We start from the raw sequence: 17,730 nt of genomic DNA on the forward strand, positions 1-17,730 counted from the left end.
CCGCGGCCCGGTAGCGTCGCCGTCCGTGCGTCTGGTCATTGCCCGCTGCTCCGTCGACTACCTCGGGCGGCTCACCGCCCACCTGCCGCCCGCGCTGCGGCTGCTGCTGGTGAAGGCCGACGGGTCGGTGTCCATCCACGCCGACGACCGGGCCTACAAGCCGTTGAACTGGATGAGCCCGCCGTGCTCGCTCAAGGAGGAGCTGACCGACGGCACCGGCACCTGGACGGTCACCAACAAGGCCGGCGAGCAGCTCATCATCACCATCGAGTCGGTGGAGCACGACTCCCGGCACGAGCTCGGCGTCGACCCCGGCCTGCAGAAGGACGGCGTCGAGGCCGACCTGCAGCGGCTGCTGGCGATGCACGTGGAGACCTTCGGCGCGGGCTGGTCGCTGGTGCGCCGGGAGTACCCCACCGCCATCGGCCCGGTCGACCTGCTCTGCCGGGACGCCGACGGCACGACGGTGGCGGTGGAGATCAAGCGGCGCGGGGAGATCGACGGCGTCGAGCAGCTCACCCGCTACCTGGAGCTGCTCAACCGCGACCCGCTGCTCGCCCCGGTCAAGGGCGTGTTCGCCGCGCAGGAGATCAAGCCGCAGGCCCGGGTGCTGGCCACCGACCGGGGCATCGACTGCGTCACCGTCGACTACGCCGTCCTCAAGGGCACCGACGACCCCTCCGCCCGGCTCTTCTGAGCACTGCGGCGGCGGATCGGACCGGCCGCCGGGACGGCAGCCGGTGACGGTTCGCTGCCGCCGTGTAATGGCCTCGCATGTGGTGGGTGACGGGCCGCGGACCGCAGCCCCCTCCACGAAGGGCGACCCCCATGAGAGATCCGGACGACGACGAGCTGGACGCACTGCTGCAGCGCGCGGGGACGGTCCAGCGGACCGGGGCCGAGGACGAGCAGGTCCTCTCCGACGTGTGGTCGCGGGTGCAGGCCGCCATGGACGACGACCCGGTGAGCCCCGGTGACGACCTGCAGCGGCGCCGGCTGGGCCTGATCGGGGACCGCGAGGTGGCCGCGCGACGCCGGCGGCGGACGGCCCGGCTGGCGACGGTGACGCTCGCCGTCGTCGTGGCCGGCAGCGGCACGGCGGCAGCCGCGGCGTACATCGCTACCCGGACCGGCGAGGAGCTGACCGGCTGGGAGGTCGGCGCCGGCGGGTCGGGGGAGGTCCTCGACTGGGCGGGCACCGACCTGGCCCAAGTGGTCGAGGAGACCACGGCCGACATCGTCTTCGCGCCGGGCTACGCGGCCCAGCGCGACCGGGCCCTGGCGTACTTCAGCCGGCCCGATCCCGGCTCGACCGGAACCGAGAGCGGCCTGCGGTCCGAGGTCGCCGGCTACGCCGTGTGCACCTGGGCCGACGCCTGGGTGGCCGCCGACGGCACCGGGGACGTCGCGGCGCGGACCGCCGCTGCGGAGACGCTCACCGCGGCGCTGACCTGGGAGCCCTTCCTCACCTTCGCCGCCGACCACCAGGAGCCGGTTCCGGCGGAGTCGCCGGAGAACGGGTCGTACCGCTGGTGGCTGCGCCCGCTCGCCGAGGCGGCCCGGGCCGGCGACCGACAGGCGGTCCTCGACGCGGTGGCCGACAGCCGCACCTGCGGCTGGGAGTACGTCCCGGTCATCGACGCCGACCCGGCCTACGAGCTGCACGGTGTCCGGTGAGCGACGAGCAGGCGCAGTTCGAGGCGCTGTTCCGGGACACCCGCGCCCCGCTGCTGGCCTACCTGTCCCGCCGGGCCCCGGTCGACGACGCCCCGGACCTGCTCGCCGAGGTCTACCTCGTCGCCTGGCGCCGGCGGGCGGACCTGCCGGCGGGGGACGAGCGGCGGCTCTGGCTGTTCGGCGTCGCCCGCCGGCTGCTCGCCGAGCACCACCGGTCGGTGTGGACCCGGTCGGACGTCGAGGACGCAGCGGGGCAGGCCACGGGGCCGGGGCCGGACACCGCGGGCGACCGCCGCGAGGAGGCCGTGCGCCGCGCGCTGGACTCGCTCAGCGACGTGGACCCGGAGCTGGTCACCCTCACCACCTGGGAACGCCTGAGCCCGTCCGAGGCGGCCCGGGTCGTCGGGATCACCGCGAACACGGCCCGCGTGCGGCTGCACCGGGCGAGGGCCCGGCTCGGACGCCACCCGGCGCTCCGGGCGCTCCTCGACGACGACTCCGGCGACCCGGTCCGCGGTGCCGTCGTCGGGGCGGCCGTCAGCTCCGCCCCGGCCCGGTGACCCGGGGGTCTGACGTCCCGCCCCGGGACGTCAGACCCCCGGTGGGAGCGGGACGACCCGGTCCGCCCTCGCGGCGTGCCGGCCCCGTGGTCTGGGAGACTCCGGCGGTCAACCGAGGACGGGAGGACGGCAGCGTGGCCAGGGAACTGACCGAGGTCGGCGTCGTGGGGCTGGGCACGATGGGCGCCGGCATCGCCGAGGTGTTCGCCCGCGCCGGGCTGTCGGTGACCGCCGTCGAGGTCACCGAGGAGGCGCTGCAGCGGGGCCGCGAGCACGTCGTGACCTCCACCGACAAGGCCGTCGCCCGGGGCAAGCTCGACCCTGCCGACCGGGACGCCGTCCTCTCCCGGATCCGGTTCACCACCGCGATGGCCGGCCTCGCCGACGCCGGGCTGGTGGTCGAGGTGGTGCCCGAGCGGCTGGAGCTCAAGTCCCGGGTGCTGCGCGCGCTGGACGAGGTGTGCGGCCCGGAGACGGTGCTGGCGACCAACACCTCCAGCCTCTCGGTCACCGAGCTGGCGGTGGCCACCGGGCGCCCCGGCCGCGTGATCGGGATGCACTTCTTCAACCCGGCCCCGGTGATGCGGCTGGTCGAGGTGGTGCACACCGTCGTCACCGAGCCGTCGGTCGTCGCGGACGTCGAGGCGCTGTGCGCCCGGCTGGGCAAGGTCGCCGTCACGGTCGGGGACCGGGCCGGCTTCGTCGCCAACGCGCTGCTGTTCGGCTACCTCAACCAGGCCGTCGCCGTGTACGACGCCGGGCACGTCGGCCGGGAGGACCTCGACACCGCGATGCGGCTGGCGTGCGGCCTGCCGATGGGGCCGCTGGCGCTGCTGGACCTGATCGGCCTCGACGTCGCGCTCGAGGTGCTGGAGACGGTGTTCCGGCAGACGCGCGACCGGCGGCACGCGCCGAGCCCGCTGCTCACGCAGCTGGTGGCCGCCGGGCTGCTCGGCCGCAAGACCGGCCGCGGCTTCCACACCTACGCCGGCCTCGGCCCGGGGCAGGTGGTCGCCGATGCGCGGACGCCCGTCGCGGGCGGTCCGGCCGAGGGCGCCCGGCCGGTGCGCGCGGTCGGCGTGGTCGGCGACGGTTCGCTGGCCGAGGCCCTCGCCGAGCGGTTGGGCGCCGGCGGCTGCGCCGTCACGGTCGTCCCCGGCGCCGGGGAGCTGGCCGGGGTGGCCGACGCCGACCTGGTCGTCGAGGCGGCCGGTGGCGACCGGGAGGCCACCCGGGCCCTGTTCGCCGAACTCGGCCGGGTCGCCCGGCCGGGCGCGGTGCTGGCGACCACGACGTCGGTCCTGCCGGTCGTCGAGTGCGCGCAGGCCAGCGGCCGCCCCGCCGACGTCGTCGGGCTGCACGTACCTGGCCCGGCCCCGGCGGAGGTGCGCCTGGTCGAGGTGGTCGCCACCGTCCTCACCGCCCCGGACGCCGCCGCGACCGGGCACGCGGTCTGCGACCGGGCGGGTGTCCCCGCCGTCTCCTGCCGGGACCGGGCGGGGTTCGTGGTCGACGCGCTGCTGTTCGCCCATTTCAACGACGCGGTGCGCATGGTGGAGAGCGGCTACGCCGACGCGGACGACGTCGACGCGGCGATGACGCTGGGCTGCGGCTACCCGGTGGGCCCGATCGCCCTGCTGGACGCCGTCGGCCTGGACGTGGCTCTGGCGGCCCAGGAGCGGCTGTGGGCGGAGTCGCGCGAGCCCGGCCTGGCACCGGCACCGCTGCTGGGGCACCTGGTCACCGCCGGCCACCTGGGCCGCACGACCGGTCGCGGCTTCCGCGACCACGCGAGTCGGTAGGGCGGTGCCCCGCCGCGGTGGCTCCCGCCGCGACCGGGCCGGGTCGTCCCCGGCCGGTCGCGGTTCCCGGCCGACCCCACGGCGGCCCGTCCCGCGGTCCACGCCGGTGGAGGAGGCGCCCGACGGCGACTGGGCGGTGCGACCGCTCACCGGCGCGGCGGGGGAGAAGAGCTACCGCTGCCCGGGCTGCGACCAGGAGATCCGCCCCGGGACGCCGCACGTGGTCACCTGGCCGGCGTACGCCCGCGACTCCGACCTGGACCCGTGGGACACCGACTCGGCCGCCGACCTGCGCCGGCACTGGCACCGGGTCTGCTGGGACAGCCGGCTCCGCCGCCGCTGATGAAGGCCCCGCTGGCGGGGCCGTTCCCTCATGTTGCGGTGGCGTAGACCACCACGTTGTCGGTGTAGCTCCGGCGGTCGCGGTCGAACTCGCCACCGCAGGTGATCAGGCGCAGCTGCGGGTCCCCGGTCGGGCCGTAGACCTCCGCGGTGGCGAAGTCGGTCTTGGGGTAGGCGGCCACCCGGGTGACGGTGAACGCGACCTGGCTGCCGTCGGCCCGGTCGACCAGCACCTGGTCGCCGGGGGTCAGCTCCTCCAGGCGGAAGAAGACCGCCGGCCCGCTGCGGTCGTCGACGTGGCCGGCGAGCACGGCCGGGCCCGGCTGCCCGGGAGCCGGCCCGGCGGCGAACCAGCCCGCTCGGGTGAAGTCGGCGGGGGGCACCAGCGCGCCGGCGTCGTCGACGCCGATGGCCGGCAGGGGGCTGTCCACGCCGATGGCCGGGATCCGCACCCGCACCGGCGCGGGAGCGGTGGTGGTGGCCGTCTCGGCGACCACGACCGGCGCCGGGGGCGCCGCGGCGCGGGCCGGGGCGGTCGGGGCGGGGGAGAGCAGCGCAGCCGCGCCGGCGACGACGCCGACCGCGGCCAGCGCCAGCCGCACCCGTGGCGTCACCCGCGATGACGGACGCCGGTGCCTGCCCTCGGTCACCTGGTGCTCGCGCGCCGGATCAGGACGCCGCGTGCCGGGCCGCCCGGCCGCGGGGGGCGACCCGGCCCCGGACGGCGAGCAGCAGGGCGGTGACCGCGAGAGCGGCCAGCGCCAGGCGGCCGACCGGCGCACCCCCGCCGGCGGCGGTGCCGCCCGCGCCGGCCTCCACGCCGCCGACCGGGACGACCCCGGGGCTGGCGGCGTCCAGCACGGTGGTCACGGTGACCCCGCCACCGCTGCGGTCCAGGAGCAGCACGGTGTACACCGACCCGGCCGCGAGGTCGACCGGCAGCTCGGTGGGCTCTCCGGCCGCCGTCGTCACGGTCAGCGTGGCCGGGCCGCCGGGCACGTCGAGGTACTCGGTGTTGCGGGCGAACTCCAGGTCCGAGGCCAGCTGCGGCCCGTCGGACAGCGCGAGGTCGACGGGGGAGACGCCGGCCGCCGCGTTGACCACCCGGGCGCGGGCCTGGCCGGCCGGGGGCAGCGTCAGGTCGTCCGGGAGGACGGCGAAGCCGAGGTCGGCGAAGTACCCGACGCCGGCGATCGTGGTGGCGGTGCCCGGTTCGACGGTGACGGTGGTGGCCAGCACCGGCGGGCTGGCCGGGTCGGCACCGGCCGCACGGGCGCTCACGGTGTACGTGCCCGCGGGCACCGACCGGTAGTCCGAGACGTCGCCGTAGGTGACCGCCGGGAGCACCACCCCGGTGCCCGGCGCGGAGACGGAGTCGATGTAGGCGTCGACCGACGGGGTGTCCGGGGACAGGTGCATCATCCGCACCAGCCCGGTGTCCTCGGTGGGGGCCGCGGCAGCCGGGGCGAGCCCCAGCGCGCACAGCCCCGCGCTCAGCAGGAGCAGCAGCGGGCCTCGGGTCAGCCGGGACATCGGCTTCCTCCTGTCGGTTCGGGACGTCCGGCCACCCCTACCCACGCCCGCCGCTCTCTGCACGCGGGGTCCCCACGAGGTGGCGCTGGGTCATCCTCCTCCGCCCGGGGCCACCAGGGCGTCGGGGTCCCGGGCCAGCGGCCAGCTCAGCAGCAGCCCGTCGTCGACCGTGGTCACCCGGGCCGGCCGGTAGGGGGCGCGCTGGGCCGAGAGCCAGGCGCGCAGGCGGTCGACCGCTGCGGGGTCCCCGGGCAGCGGCTCGCCGCCCACGGAACCGAGCAGGGCCTGGCGGGCCGGGACGCCGGGCAACTCCCCGGGGACCGGCGGCAGGTCGGCCAGCCCGACGCCGAACCGGGCCGCCAGCCCGGCGAGCAGGGTGAGCATCCGGGGGTCGACGGCTCCGGAGCGCAGCAGCTCGGCGGCGGCCGGTGGCGCCGTCGTGGCCGGGTTGGCCAGCAACGCCGTGCCGAGCTCGCGCCGGGCGGCCAGCTGCTCCGCCGTCGGCTCGGCCGGATCGGGGTCGGCCACGGTCAGGGCGTCGTCCCCCGCGGTGCCGGCCGGGAAGCGGGCGAGGGCATCCCCGGCCGGGTCCTCGCCGGTGGTCACCTGCAGTCGCAGCGGTGGGTCGCCGGCCGCGGCGGGAACCGGGTCGCCGGCCGGGACCAGCCGGTCCGCGGCGAGGCCGGCGTGCACCAGCTCGGCGGCCAGCCGGGGGCCGGCGGCGAGCACCGCGTCGTCGGGGAGCTGCTCGCCCGCCCAGGACACCAGCTGCGCGTGCGCCTGCGCCCCGAGGTCGTCCCGGGGTGCGATGAGCGCGGCGGGGAGCGCCGCGGCGAGGAGCAGCGCCAGGGCGACGGCAGCGGCCGGCCGGACCCACCTCGCCAGGGCGGGGCGGGTGGCGGCGAGCCGGTCGGTCAGCGGCACGGTCGCGCCGGTGGCCAGCACGGCGGCCAGCAGCGCCGCCACCGGCAGGCAGGTCAGCAGGGCCGGGAGCCGGTCCCCGGGCGGGACGACGCCGAGCAGCGTCCCGGCCAGCAGCGCGGCACCGGGCCCGCGCAGTCGCGGCAGCCGGACGAGGGTGACCACCGCGATGGCGGCCAGCGCGACGCCGAGCGCCACGAGTTCCGCGGTGCCCGCGCCCCACCGCGCCGGGTCTCCGGGCCGCGGGTACCAGACGCCGACGAGCAGCCGGGTGGCGACGGCGGCGAGCGCGGAGCCGACGACGGCCAGCACCAGGGCCGTGCGCGAGCGGCTGCCGGCCGGCCCGGGCAGCCGGTGCCACGGCGTCCGCGCAGCGGTGCCTGCGACGACGCCGACGACGAGGAGCAGCAGCGCGTCCGGGGCGAGCAGGACGCCGAGCAGGGTGGCCACCGCGGCGGTCACGCTCGCCGCGGGTGACGGGCGCCCGGACAGCAGCAGCCACGCGGCGAGGAGCAGCCAGGGCAGGGCCAGCCAGGCCGGCGATGCAGCGGCCGACAGCGGCGCGAGCGCCGGCACCGCCGCGAGCGCCAGCACGGCCAGGGCGGACCCGGCGTCGCCCAGCCCCAGTCGCCGGCCGGTGCGCCACAGCAGCACCCCGGTGACCAGCAGGGCGCCGGCGAGCAGCTCCCGTTCGGCGGCCAGCAGGGTGTCGTGCCGGGCGAAGGCGCGGGTGACGGTGGCGTAGACCGCGGTGTGCAGCGCCCCCACCCCGTCGGGAGACAGCAGGGCGAGGTCGCCGTCCCCGCGGAGCAGGACCGCCGCCGGTGCGGCCAGCGCGTCGTCGCCGGGGAGCCGGGGACCGGACAGGCGCCGGGCGGCGACGGCGGCCAGGACTGCCAGCGCGGTCAGCGGCCAGAGCACGCCGGCACGCCGGCGCCCCGGGGACGTCGCGGCGTGCCGGGCCCTTCGGGTGCCCGGGCGGCGACGGCCGACCGGCGGCGTCGGGTCGGGCACGGTGGGGGTCCTCCCGGCGTCTCGTCGTACGGGCTGGCCGGCCACCCGGTGGAGTCGGCCCGGCACGCACCCGCACCCGACCCTGACACGGGGACGGAGGCCGGGCCACCGGGGTGGGCGCGCGGGGCGGACGGCCGGTGGCGGACGTGCGAGGACCCGCCACCGGTGGTCCGGGGCGGGTCCTCGTCAGGTGGGCCGGCCGGCGCGGGTGGACCCTGCGCCGGCGTCGATCAGCTGCGGCCGGACTCGGTCGAGCCGGTGCCCGGGGCGCTGCCGGTGCCGGCGGGGACGGGCGGGGTGGTCGGCTGCTGGCCACGGGGCGGGGTGCTCCGCGGGGGCACCGGCGGGGTCTGCCGCGGCGCGGCGACCGGGCGAGCGGGCTGCTGCTCGGCGGCCGGTCGTTCCAGGCTGCCCGCCGGCGCGGCGGACTGCTCCGGGGCGGGGGTGGCCTGGGCAGGCGCCGCCTGGGCGGGCGTGGCCGGGGCGGTCCGGGGCCCGGCAGCCGGCTGGGCTGCCGGGCTCTGCTGCGGCACCGCCTGGGTCGGGGTCGGCCGCTGGTCGGGCTGCGGGGCTCCCGGCGTCGCGGCCTCCGCCTTGGGGGCCTCCGTCTTGGGGGCCTCCGCCTTCGGGGCCTCCGCCTTCGGGGCCTCCGCCTCCCGGGCCTCCGTCTTCGGGGCCTCCGCCTCCCGGGCCGGAGCCGCGGGCGCCTGGCTCTCCGGCGCCGTGCCCTGGGACGCCGCGCTCCGCTCCTCCGGACGCGGCGGGACCCGGAGCGACTGGGTGCGGGCGGCCGGCGGCTGGGCAGCGGGGGCCGCGGGCTGCTGCTCCGCCGCAGGCCGGGCCGGCTTCTCGGCCGGCTGGGCCGCGGGGGTGGCCGGTGCCGGGCGGTCGCCGAGGTCGGGCAGCTGCCCCAGCAGCGTGCGCACCTCGGTGAGCCGCTGGGTGAGCTCGTCCCGGACGGCCCGGATCGCCGCCGCCGACGCCTCGGCCTCGGTGACGGTGCGGTGCGCCCGCTCGTCGGCGGTGCTGATGCGCTGCTGGGCGGCGGCGACGGACGCGCGCTCGCGCTCCTCCTCCAGCCGCGCGGCCTCGGTGCGCCGGATGCGCATCGCGATCTCGAAGTCCTCCTCCGCCTTGGTGCGGCGGGCCTGCGAGTCGGCGTCGAGGCGGGCCACCCGCTCCTGCGCCTTGCTCACCAGCTCGTCGGCGCGGGCCTGCGCCTTCACCGCGACCTGCTCGGCATGCGCCCGGGCCTCGGCGACGAGCCGCTCGGCCTCGGCCCGGCTGGCGGCCGACCGCTCGCCGAGCGCCCGCTCCTCGCCGGTGATCCGCTCGCGGACCGCCTCGGCCTCGGCGGCGACCGCCGCCTGCAGCTGGGCGGCGTCCTCCTGGGCGGCCCGGCGGATCTCCGCGGCCTCTTCCTCGGCCAGCCGCAGCATGTTCGAGATGCGCTCGCCCATGTTCTCGAAGGTGGGGGCGCTGGCGCTGGCCGCGCGGCGGCGCAGCGACTCGACCTCACCGTGCAGGGCCTGCAGCTGCCGGGCCAGGTCGGAGGAGCGCGCCACAGCGGCGTCCCGGTCGGCGATCGCGACCCGCAGGTCGGCGTCGAGCCCGGCGAGGGTCTCGTGCACCTGTTCCCGGTCGTAACCCTTGCGCACCACGTCGAAGCCGGGGCCGCCGTCGCGGAAGAAGTCGTCACGCGGGTCGCTCATGCGCGTCATCCTCGCAGAGAACCGGTCCCGGGTCAGCGTGTCCCCGGCCGCTCCGCAGGCAACGGCCAGGGAGCCCGGGGTCGGGCCACCGGCCGGACCCCGGTGCGTCCCGTCCGCGGCCGCGCACGCGGTCGATCGCCGCCCGGTGGCGGGCCCGCAGGGCGGTGTCGCGGACGGGCGGTCAGTGCGCGGCGGCCGGCTCCACCAGCTCGACCAGCACGCCGCCGGCGTCCTTGGGGTGCACGAAGTTCACCCGGCTGCCGGCGGTGCCGCGGCGTGGGGAGTCGTAGAGCAGCCGCAGGCCGCGGTCGCGCAGCGTCTGCGCGGCGGCCTCGACGTCGGTCACCCGGAAGGCGAGCTGCTGCAGGCCCGGGCCGGAGCGGCCGATGAACCGCGCGATCGTCGACTCGGGGGTGAGCGGGGCGAGCAGCTGGACCCGGGTCTCCCCGTCACCGACGGCGAGCATCGCCTCCCGGACGCCCTGCTCCTCGTTGGTCTCCTCGTGCACCGACTGCACCCCGAAGGTGGCGGCGTAGAAGGCGATCGCCTCGTCCAGGTCGGGCACCGCGATGCCCACGTGGTCGATGGTGGTGAACATCCCGGCGGGCAGCCGGCTGTGCGCGGCGTCGGGCACGGCGTCGGTCATGCGGCGCATCCTGCCGGGGCGCCCGCCGCTGCGGGACCCCGTTGTGTCCGGGGTCACCTCGCGCACCGGTGGGCCGGTGGCTGCTCGGTGCCGGCGCACCGTGGGGGGTCCTATCACCGTGGGGGGTCCTATCCTCGACGGATCCCGCAGCGGCGCGGAAGGTCGCGCCGCTGCCCCGGAGCAGGCCGCCAACGGCGGCGGCCGGAGCCACTGGAGGCCCCGATGAGCCAGCCCGCACCCACCCGCTCCGTCATCGTCGGCGGCGCCCGCACGCCGATGGGTCGCCTGCTGGGTTCCCTCAAGGACTTCAGCGCCGCCGACCTCGGCGGCGTCGCGATCAAGGCGGCCCTCGAGCGCGCCGGGATCACCGGCGACCAGGTCGACTACGTGATCATGGGCCAGGTCATCCAGGCCGGCGCGGGGCAGAACCCGGCCCGCCCGGCCGCGGTCGCCGGCGGCATCCCCATGTCGGTGCCCTCGTTCACGTTGAACAAGGTCTGCCTCTCCGGCATCGACGCCATCGCCCTGGCCGACCAGCTCATCCGGGCCGGCGAGTTCGACGTCGTGGTCGCCGGCGGCATGGAGTCGATGACGCAGGCGCCGCACCTGCTGCCCAGCTCGCGCACCGGCACGAAGTACGGCGACACCGCGCTGGTCGACGCGATGGCGCACGACGGCCTCACCGACACCTTCGACCAGGTCGCCATGGGGGCGCTGACCGAGCAGGCCAACAGCCGGTACGGGCTGACCCGCGAGGAGCAGGACGCGTTCGCCGCCGCCAGTCACCAGAAGGCCGCCGCAGCCCAGAAGAACGGCCTGTTCGACGACGAGATCACCCCGGTGCTCGTCCCGCAGCGCAAGGGCGACCCCATCGAGTTCCGCGAGGACGAGGGGATCCGCCCGGACACGACCCCGGAGAGCCTGGCGCGGCTGAGGCCGGCCTTCGCACCCGACGGCACGATCACCGCGGCGTCGGCGTCGCAGATCTCCGACGGCGCCTGCGCGGTCGTGGTGATGTCCGCGGCCAAGGCTGCCGAGCTGGGGTGCACGGTGCTGGCCGAGATCGGCGCGCACGGCGTCGTCGCCGGCCCGGACGCCACGCTGCAGACCCAGCCGTCGCGGGCGATCGCCAAGGCCTGTGCGCGGGAGGGGATCGACCCGGCCGGCCTGGACCTGGTCGAGCTGAACGAGGCGTTCGCCGCCGTCGGCATCGTCTCCACCCGCGAGCTGGGCATCGAACCGGAGAAGGTCAACCCCAACGGCGGGGCGATCGCGCTGGGCCACCCGGTCGGGATGAGCGGCGCCCGGATCGTGCTGCACCTGGCGCTGGAGCTCCGCCGTCGCGGCGGCGGGGTGGGAGCCGCCGCGCTGTGCGGTGGTGGTGGCCAGGGCGACGCACTCATCCTCAGGGTCCCCGCCGCCGCGTGAGCGAGCCCGGGTCGCCGGCCGTCGGGGCACCTGCCGCCGGACCGGGGCGGCGGGGCCGGCGGGCCGCCGACGTGCCGGCGCTGGTCGCCGGCGCGCGGGAGGGCGACGCCCGGTCGGTGGCCCGGCTGATCTCGCTGGTCGAGGACGCCAGCCCGCTGCTGCGTGCGGTCGCGGCCGCGCTCGCGCCGCACACCGGCAACGCCCGGGTCGTCGGGCTCACCGGGCCGCCCGGGGTCGGCAAGTCGACGACGACGACGGCGCTGGTGCGCGCCTTCCGGGCGCGCGGTGAGCGGGTGGGGGTGCTCGCCGTCGACCCCTCGTCCCCGTTCTCGGGCGGCGCACTGCTCGGTGACCGGGTGCGGATGCAGGACCACGCCGGGGACCCCGGGGTGTTCATCCGGTCGATGGCCTCCCGCGGGCACCTGGGTGGGCTGGCCTGGGCCACGCCGCAGGCGCTGCGCGTGCTCGACGCGGCCGGCTGCGACGTCGTGCTGGTCGAGACGGTGGGGGTGGGGCAGTCGGAGCTGGAGGTCGCCGCGCTGGCCGACACCACGCTGGTGCTGCTCGCCCCGGGCATGGGCGACGGCATCCAGGCGGCCAAGGCCGGGATCCTGGAGGTGGCCGACGTCTTCGTGGTGAACAAGGCCGACCGGGACGGCGCGGACCAGACCGTGCGCGACCTGCGCGCGATGCTCTCCCTGGGGGGCCCGCACAGCGAGGCCGGGGCGTGGCGCCCGCCGATCGTGCAGACCGTCGCCTCCCGCGACGCCGACAGCGGCGTCGACCTGGTGGTCGCCCGGCTCGACGAGCACGCCGCCTGGCTGAGGTCCTCGGGCGAGGGACACCGGCGCCGGGTGGCGCGGGCCGCCCGTGAGGTGGAGGCGGTCGCCGTCGCCGGGCTGCGCGAACGGATGGGCGACGTCGGTGGCTCGGCCGCGCTGCCGGCCCTGGCCGAGCGGGTGGTGGCGGGGGAGACCGACCCGTACCGGGCCGCGGACCAGCTCGTCGCGCAGCTCCAGGACCCGGCGGGCAGGATGGCGCCGTGAACGGGACCCCGGACGCCGTCGTCGTCGGAGCCGGCCCGAACGGGCTGGCCGCCGCCCTGCGGCTGGCCGCGGCCGGCCTGTCCGTGCGGGTGGTGGAGCGCGGTGACCAGCCCGGTGGCGGGCTGCGGACCGAGGAGGTGACGCTGCCCGGCTACCGGCACGACATCTGCTCCACGGTGCACCCGATGGCGGCGAGCGCGCCGTTCTTCACCGAGTTCGACCTCGCCTCCCGCGGGGTCCGGCTGCTCCAGCCGGAGATCAACTTCGCCCACCCGCTGGACGGCGGGCGGGCCGCGGTCTCCGTGCACGACCTGGACCGGACGGCCGAGTCGCTCGGCCGGGACGCCGCGGCCTACCGGCGGCTGTTCGGGCCGCTGCTGCGGCACGCGGACGAGATCGTCGACTTCTTCCTGACCTCGGCCTTCCGCCGGCTCCCGGTGCGCGGCGCGCCGGCGATCGCCAGCTTCGGCCTGCAGGGGCTGCCGAACATCAGGTTCCTCGCCGACCGGTACTTCGCCGACGACGAGGCGAAGGCGCTGATCACCGGCGCCGCCGCGCACGGGATGCTCGACCTGACCCGGCCGCTGACCGCGGCGCTGGGCATGTTCCTGGGGATGCTCTCCCACCACCAGGGCTGGCCGGTGGTCGAGGGCGGGTCCCAGGTGCTCGCCGACGCGATGGTCACCGCCCTCGAGCAGCAGGGCGGCGAGGTCGTCACCGGGCACGAGGTCACCGACCTGCGCGAGTTCGCCGGGGTGCCCGCCGTCCTGCTGGACACCTCGCCCGGGGCCTTCGTGGCGATGGCCGGCAACGGTGTCCCCGACGGCTACCGCCGCTGGGTGCACCGCTACCGGCACGGTCCGGGGGTGTTCAAGGTCGACTGGGCGCTGTCGGAGCCGGTGCCGTGGACCAACCCCGAGGTCCGGCGGGCCGGCACCGTGCACGTCGCGGGCACGATGGCGGAGACGATCGCGGGGGAGGCAGCCCCGGCCGCCGGGCGGATCACCGACCGGCCCTACGTGCTGGCCGTGCAGCCCACCGTCGTCGACCCCGCCCGGGCACCCGAGGGCGGGCACGTCTTCTGGGCGTACGTGCACGTGCCGCACGGGTCGACGGTCGACATGACCGAGGCGATCGAGGCGCAGATCGAGCGGTTCGCCCCCGGCTTCCGCGACACGATCCTGGCCCGGCACACCATGCACGCCGGGCAGATGGAGCACTGGAACCCCAACGACGTCGGGGGGGACATCTCCAACGGCGAGGCGTCGCTGCGGCAGATGCTCTTCCGTCCGGTGCCCCGCTGGAACACCTACAAGACGCCGATGACCGGGGTCTACCTCGCCGGTGCCGCCACCCCGCCCGGCCCGGCCGTGCACGGGCACTGCGGCGACAACGCCGCGCGGGTGGCGCTGCGCGAGGTGTTCGGCATCCGGCAGGCACCGAGGCTCCGGCCGGCACCGCCCGCCTGACCCCGGCGCTGCTCACCGAGTGTCGAGTCCTCGACGTGTCGACCGGGCGGGAGGGGTCGACACGTCGACGGGGCGATGGCCACCGGACGAGCCTGGCCGGTCGGCGGCCGCGACCGTCCGCGCTGTCCACGGCCCCGGCGCGGGCGCTCGCCGAGTGTCGACTCATCGACATGTCACCTGGTCGACAGGCGTCGACGGCTCATCACTCGGCGGGCGCGGTCGGCGGCCGGAGCCCGGGCCTACGCTCTGCGGTCATGGTCCGACCCCTGGGGCTGCCCTTCGACCCGATCGAGCGCGCGGCCCAGAGCTGGGCGGAGCGGTTCGGCCCGGCGGCGTCGATGCGCGCGGCGACCTCGGTGTTCCGGGTGCAGCAGATCCTGCTCGCCCGCTTCGACGAGGCGCTGCGACCGCACCGGCTGACCTTCGCCCGCTACGAGGTGCTGGTGCTGCTCACCTTCTCCCGCACCGGACAGCTGCCGCTGAAGGTGATCGGCAGCCGGTTGATGGTGCACCCGACCAGCGTCACCAACGCGATCGAGCGGCTGGTCGCCGCCGGCTACGTGGAGCGGCGCCCCAACCCGACCGACGGTCGTGGGGTGCTGGCCGCGATCACCGACGCCGGCCGGGACGTCGTCCCGCTGGCCACCGAGGCGCTCACCGGCCAGGACTTCGGGCTGGCCGACCTGCCCGAGGCCGAGCTGGACACGCTGTTCGACATCCTCCGGAAGGTGCGGCTGGGCGCCGGGGACGTCGCGCCGGGATGAGGGCCCTGGCCGCAGATGCTAGGACGTCCTAGCATCTGGCCATGACCGAGCCCGCGGGCAACGAGGCCCGCCAGCGGTGGCAGGAGCGGTACGAGTCGGCGCTGGCCGCCGGGCGGGTGCGGGAGGCGGACTTCACCACCCTGTCGGGGGTGGCCGTCGAGCCGGTCTACGGGCCCGCCGACGAGCGCGCCGTCCCGGGCTTCGAGCGGATCGGCTGGCCGGGGGAGTTCCCCTACACCCGCGGCCTGCACCCCACCGGCTACCGCGGCCGGCTCTGGACCATCCGCCAGTTCGCCGGCTTCGGCAACGCCCGGCAGACCAACGAGCGGTTCCGCGCGCTGCTCGCCGCCGGCGGGGGCGGGCTGTCGGTCGCCTTCGACATGCCGACGCTGATGGGCCGGGACTCCGACGACCCCCGCGCGCTCGGCGAGGTCGGGCACTGCGGGGTCGCGGTCGACTCCGCCGCCGACATGGACGCGCTGTTCGCCGGCATCCCGCTGCAGGACACCACCACGTCGATGACGATCAGCGGCCCGGCCGTCCCGGTGTTCTGCATGTACCTGGTGGCCGCCGAGCGCCAGGGCGTGGACGTCGCGAAGCTGGACGGCACGCTGCAGACCGACATCTTCAAGGAGTACACGGCGCAGAAGGAGTGGCTGTTCGCCCCGGAGCCGCACCTGCGGCTGATCGGCGACCTGATGGAGTTCTGCGCGCACGAGATCCCCGCCTACAAGCCGGTCTCGGTGTCCGGCTACCACATCCGGGAGGCCGGCTCGACCGCCGCGCAAGAGCTGGCGTACACGCTCGCCGACGGCTTCGGCTACGTGGAGCTGGGGCTCTCCCGGGGCCTCGACGTGGACGTGTTCGCCCCCGGGCTGAGCTTCTTCTTCGACGCGCACATCGACTTCTTCGAGGAGGTCGCCAAGTTCCGCGCGGCCCGGCGGATCTGGGCCCGCTGGCTGCGCGACGTCTACGGCGCCCGCACGGCGAGGGCCCAGCAGCTGCGCTTCCACACCCAGACCGCCGGCGTCTCGCTCACCGCCCAGCAGCCGGAGAACAACATCGTCCGGACGGCGGTGGAGGCGCTCGCCGCAGTGCTCGGCGGCACCAACTCGCTGCACACCAACGCCCTCGACGAGGTGCTCGCGCTGCCCAGCGCCAAGGCCGCGCAGATCGCGCTGCGGACCCAGCAGGTGCTCGCCGAGGAGACCGGGGTGGCCAACGTGGCCGACCCGCTGGGCGGCTCCTGGTACGTCGAGGCGCTCACCGACGAGCTGGAACGGCAGGCCGAGGAGGTCTTCGCCCGCATCCGGGAGATGGGCTCCGACGGGTCGATGACCAGCGGCATCCTGCGGGGGATCGAGGACGGCTGGTTCACCGGGGAGATCGCCGAGGCGGCGTTCACCTACCAGCGGGCGCTGGAGAAGGGCCAGAAGAGGGTGGTCGGGGTGAACACCCTCACCGACTCGGTCGAGGAGGGCGACCAGCTGGAGATCCTGCGGGTCGGCCACCAGGTCGAGCTGGACCAGCGGGCCGAGCTGGCCACCCGGCGGCAGGCCCGCGACGACGAGGCCGCCCGGGCCGCGGTGGCCCGGATGGTCGAGGTCGCCCGCACCGGGGCGAACATGGTGCCCGCCATGCTCGAGGCCGCCCGCGCCGAGGCGACCCTCGGCGAGATCTGCGACGCCCTCCGCACCGAGTGGGGCACCTACACCGAGCCCGCCCGGTTCTGACCCCGGGCGACCGGCCGCGCCGCACCCCGGCGTCCGGTGGGATGATCGTGGGCATGCAGCCGAACCGTCCTGCTCGCCCCGCCGCCCCGCGTGACCCCCGCGCCGCCGCCCAGCAGGCGCAGATGGCCGCCTCCCTGGCCGGCGCCGTCGACCTCGCTGCGGTCAAGGCGCGCAGCGAGGCAGCGGCCCGCGCCCAGGCCGCGCCGCCGCCGTCGGCCGCCGCGCCGGCCGGCGCTCCGGGGAGCGCCGTCGTCGACGTCACCGAGGACACCTTCCAGGCCGAGGTCCTCGACCGCTCCTTCCAGGTCCCGGTCGTCCTCGACCTGTGGGCCGAGTGGTGCGGCCCGTGCAAGCAGCTGTCCCCGGTGCTCGAGCGGCTGGCCACCGAGGGTGGCGGGTCGTGGGTGCTCGCCAAGATCGACGTGGACGCCAACCCGGCGCTGGCCCAGGGGCTGCGGGTGCAGGGCATCCCCGCGGTCAAGGCGGTCTGGCAGGGGCAGCTGGTCGCCGAGTTCACCGGCGCCATCCCGGAGGAGCAGGCGCGCCAGTTCGTCACCGAGCTGGTCGCAGCCACCACCGGGGGAGCGGCGCCCGGCGGTGCCGAGGGTGAGCCGGCCGAGCCGGAGGACCCGCGGCTGGACGAGGCCGAGGCCGCGCTGGACCGGGGTGACCTGACCGCGGCCGAGGCCGCCTACCAGGCGATCCTCGACGCCGAGCCCGAGCACCCCGTCGCCGGCCTCGCGCTGCGCCAGGTGCAGCTGTTCCGCCGGGCGGAGGAGGCCGGGCCGGATGCGGTCAACGCCGCCGACGCGGCCCCGGACGACATCGCCGCCCAGACCCGCGCCGCCGACCTGCTGCTGGGCACGGGCAACGTGGAGGCCGCCTTCGACCGGCTGCTGGACGTCATCCGCCGCACCGCCGGTGAGGACCGCGACCTGGCTCGCAAGCACCTGGTGGAGCTGTTCGGGGTCGTCGGCGACGATGACCCCCGGGTCGGCGCCGCCCGCCGCGCGCTCACCCTCGCCCTGTACTAGCCCGTCGCCCGGCCCCCTCGCAGGGTCCATCGCGAGCCTGCGAGGGGGG

The 17,730-nt window shown here is 76.9% G+C and carries 16 protein-coding genes; 11 read left to right on the forward strand and 5 right to left on the reverse strand.

The genetic code is table 11. The features are described 5' to 3' along the window. Positions 1-25: 25 nt before the first annotated feature. The 5 genes from nucS (at position 26) to ACI795_RS10005 (ending at position 4,382) form a co-directional block, all read left to right on the forward strand. Entirely contained in the window at positions 26-697 is a 672-nt protein-coding gene (gene nucS, locus ACI795_RS09985; protein ID WP_457075339.1) for an endonuclease NucS, read from the forward strand. A gap of 131 nt (positions 698-828) precedes the next feature. Continuing rightward, a complete protein-coding gene (locus ACI795_RS09990; RefSeq protein ID WP_457075340.1) occupies positions 829-1,677 on the forward strand; it encodes a hypothetical protein in 849 nt (282 codons plus the stop codon). Continuing rightward, positions 1,674-2,237, forward strand: coding sequence for an RNA polymerase sigma factor (locus ACI795_RS09995; protein ID WP_457075341.1), 564 nt, complete (start codon positions 1,674-1,676; stop codon positions 2,235-2,237). The genes ACI795_RS09990 and ACI795_RS09995 overlap by 4 nt, the downstream gene beginning before the upstream one ends. Before the next feature lie 134 nt (positions 2,238-2,371). After that, entirely contained in the window at positions 2,372-4,039 is a 1,668-nt protein-coding gene (locus ACI795_RS10000) for a 3-hydroxyacyl-CoA dehydrogenase family protein (protein WP_457075342.1), read from the forward strand. A 106-nt stretch (positions 4,040-4,145) separates the two neighbouring features. Beyond that, positions 4,146-4,382, forward strand: a complete 237-nt coding sequence (locus ACI795_RS10005; protein WP_457075343.1) for a hypothetical protein — start codon at positions 4,146-4,148, stop codon at positions 4,380-4,382. A 28-nt stretch (positions 4,383-4,410) separates the two neighbouring features. Here ACI795_RS10005 and ACI795_RS10010 read toward each other — a convergent pair whose 3' ends face one another. The 5 genes from ACI795_RS10010 to mce form a co-directional block, all read right to left on the reverse strand. After that, positions 4,411-4,995, reverse strand: coding sequence for a class F sortase (locus ACI795_RS10010; RefSeq protein WP_457075344.1), 585 nt, complete (start codon positions 4,993-4,995; stop codon positions 4,411-4,413). Between the two features lie 55 nt (positions 4,996-5,050). Then, the gene (locus tag ACI795_RS10015; RefSeq protein ID WP_457075345.1) at positions 5,051-5,914 is read right to left on the reverse strand and encodes a DUF4397 domain-containing protein; all 864 of its coding nucleotides are present in this window, start codon (positions 5,912-5,914) and stop codon (positions 5,051-5,053) included. Positions 5,915-6,004: 90 nt separating this feature from the next. After that, entirely contained in the window at positions 6,005-7,756 is a 1,752-nt protein-coding gene (locus ACI795_RS10020) for a hypothetical protein (protein ID WP_457075346.1), read from the reverse strand. A 323-nt stretch (positions 7,757-8,079) separates the two neighbouring features. Next, positions 8,080-9,561 carry a hypothetical protein gene (locus ACI795_RS10025; RefSeq protein ID WP_457075347.1) on the reverse strand — a complete coding sequence of 494 codons (1,482 nt, stop codon included), beginning with the start codon at positions 9,559-9,561 and terminating at the stop codon, positions 8,080-8,082. A 181-nt stretch (positions 9,562-9,742) separates the two neighbouring features. After that, the gene (gene mce / locus ACI795_RS10030) at positions 9,743-10,207 is read right to left on the reverse strand and encodes a methylmalonyl-CoA epimerase (RefSeq protein ID WP_457075348.1); all 465 of its coding nucleotides are present in this window, start codon (positions 10,205-10,207) and stop codon (positions 9,743-9,745) included. A gap of 222 nt (positions 10,208-10,429) precedes the next feature. Between mce and ACI795_RS10035 the strand changes: the two genes are divergently transcribed. From ACI795_RS10035 to ACI795_RS10060, 6 genes are all read left to right on the forward strand, one after another. Continuing rightward, positions 10,430-11,635: an acetyl-CoA C-acetyltransferase gene (locus ACI795_RS10035; protein ID WP_457075349.1), complete on the forward strand. Its 1,206-nt coding sequence runs from the start codon at positions 10,430-10,432 to the stop codon at positions 11,633-11,635. Next, positions 11,632-12,681 carry a methylmalonyl Co-A mutase-associated GTPase MeaB gene (meaB, locus tag ACI795_RS10040; protein ID WP_457075350.1) on the forward strand — a complete coding sequence of 350 codons (1,050 nt, stop codon included), beginning with the start codon at positions 11,632-11,634 and terminating at the stop codon, positions 12,679-12,681. The genes ACI795_RS10035 and meaB overlap by 4 nt, the downstream gene beginning before the upstream one ends. Then, positions 12,678-14,150 (forward strand): phytoene desaturase family protein, encoded by a 1,473-nt coding sequence (locus tag ACI795_RS10045; protein ID WP_457075351.1) that lies wholly within the window; start codon positions 12,678-12,680, stop codon positions 14,148-14,150. The genes meaB and ACI795_RS10045 overlap by 4 nt, the downstream gene beginning before the upstream one ends. A gap of 254 nt (positions 14,151-14,404) precedes the next feature. After that, the gene (locus ACI795_RS10050) at positions 14,405-14,914 is read left to right on the forward strand and encodes a MarR family winged helix-turn-helix transcriptional regulator (protein ID WP_457075352.1); all 510 of its coding nucleotides are present in this window, start codon (positions 14,405-14,407) and stop codon (positions 14,912-14,914) included. Positions 14,915-14,955: 41 nt separating this feature from the next. After that, positions 14,956-16,647: an acyl-CoA mutase large subunit family protein gene (locus ACI795_RS10055; protein ID WP_457075353.1), complete on the forward strand. Its 1,692-nt coding sequence runs from the start codon at positions 14,956-14,958 to the stop codon at positions 16,645-16,647. Between the two features lie 53 nt (positions 16,648-16,700). Then, positions 16,701-17,681 carry a tetratricopeptide repeat protein gene (locus tag ACI795_RS10060; protein ID WP_457075354.1) on the forward strand — a complete coding sequence of 327 codons (981 nt, stop codon included), beginning with the start codon at positions 16,701-16,703 and terminating at the stop codon, positions 17,679-17,681. The last annotated feature ends 49 nt before the right edge of the window (positions 17,682-17,730 follow it).

This window comes from Modestobacter sp. SYSU DS0290, from assembly GCF_054050955.1.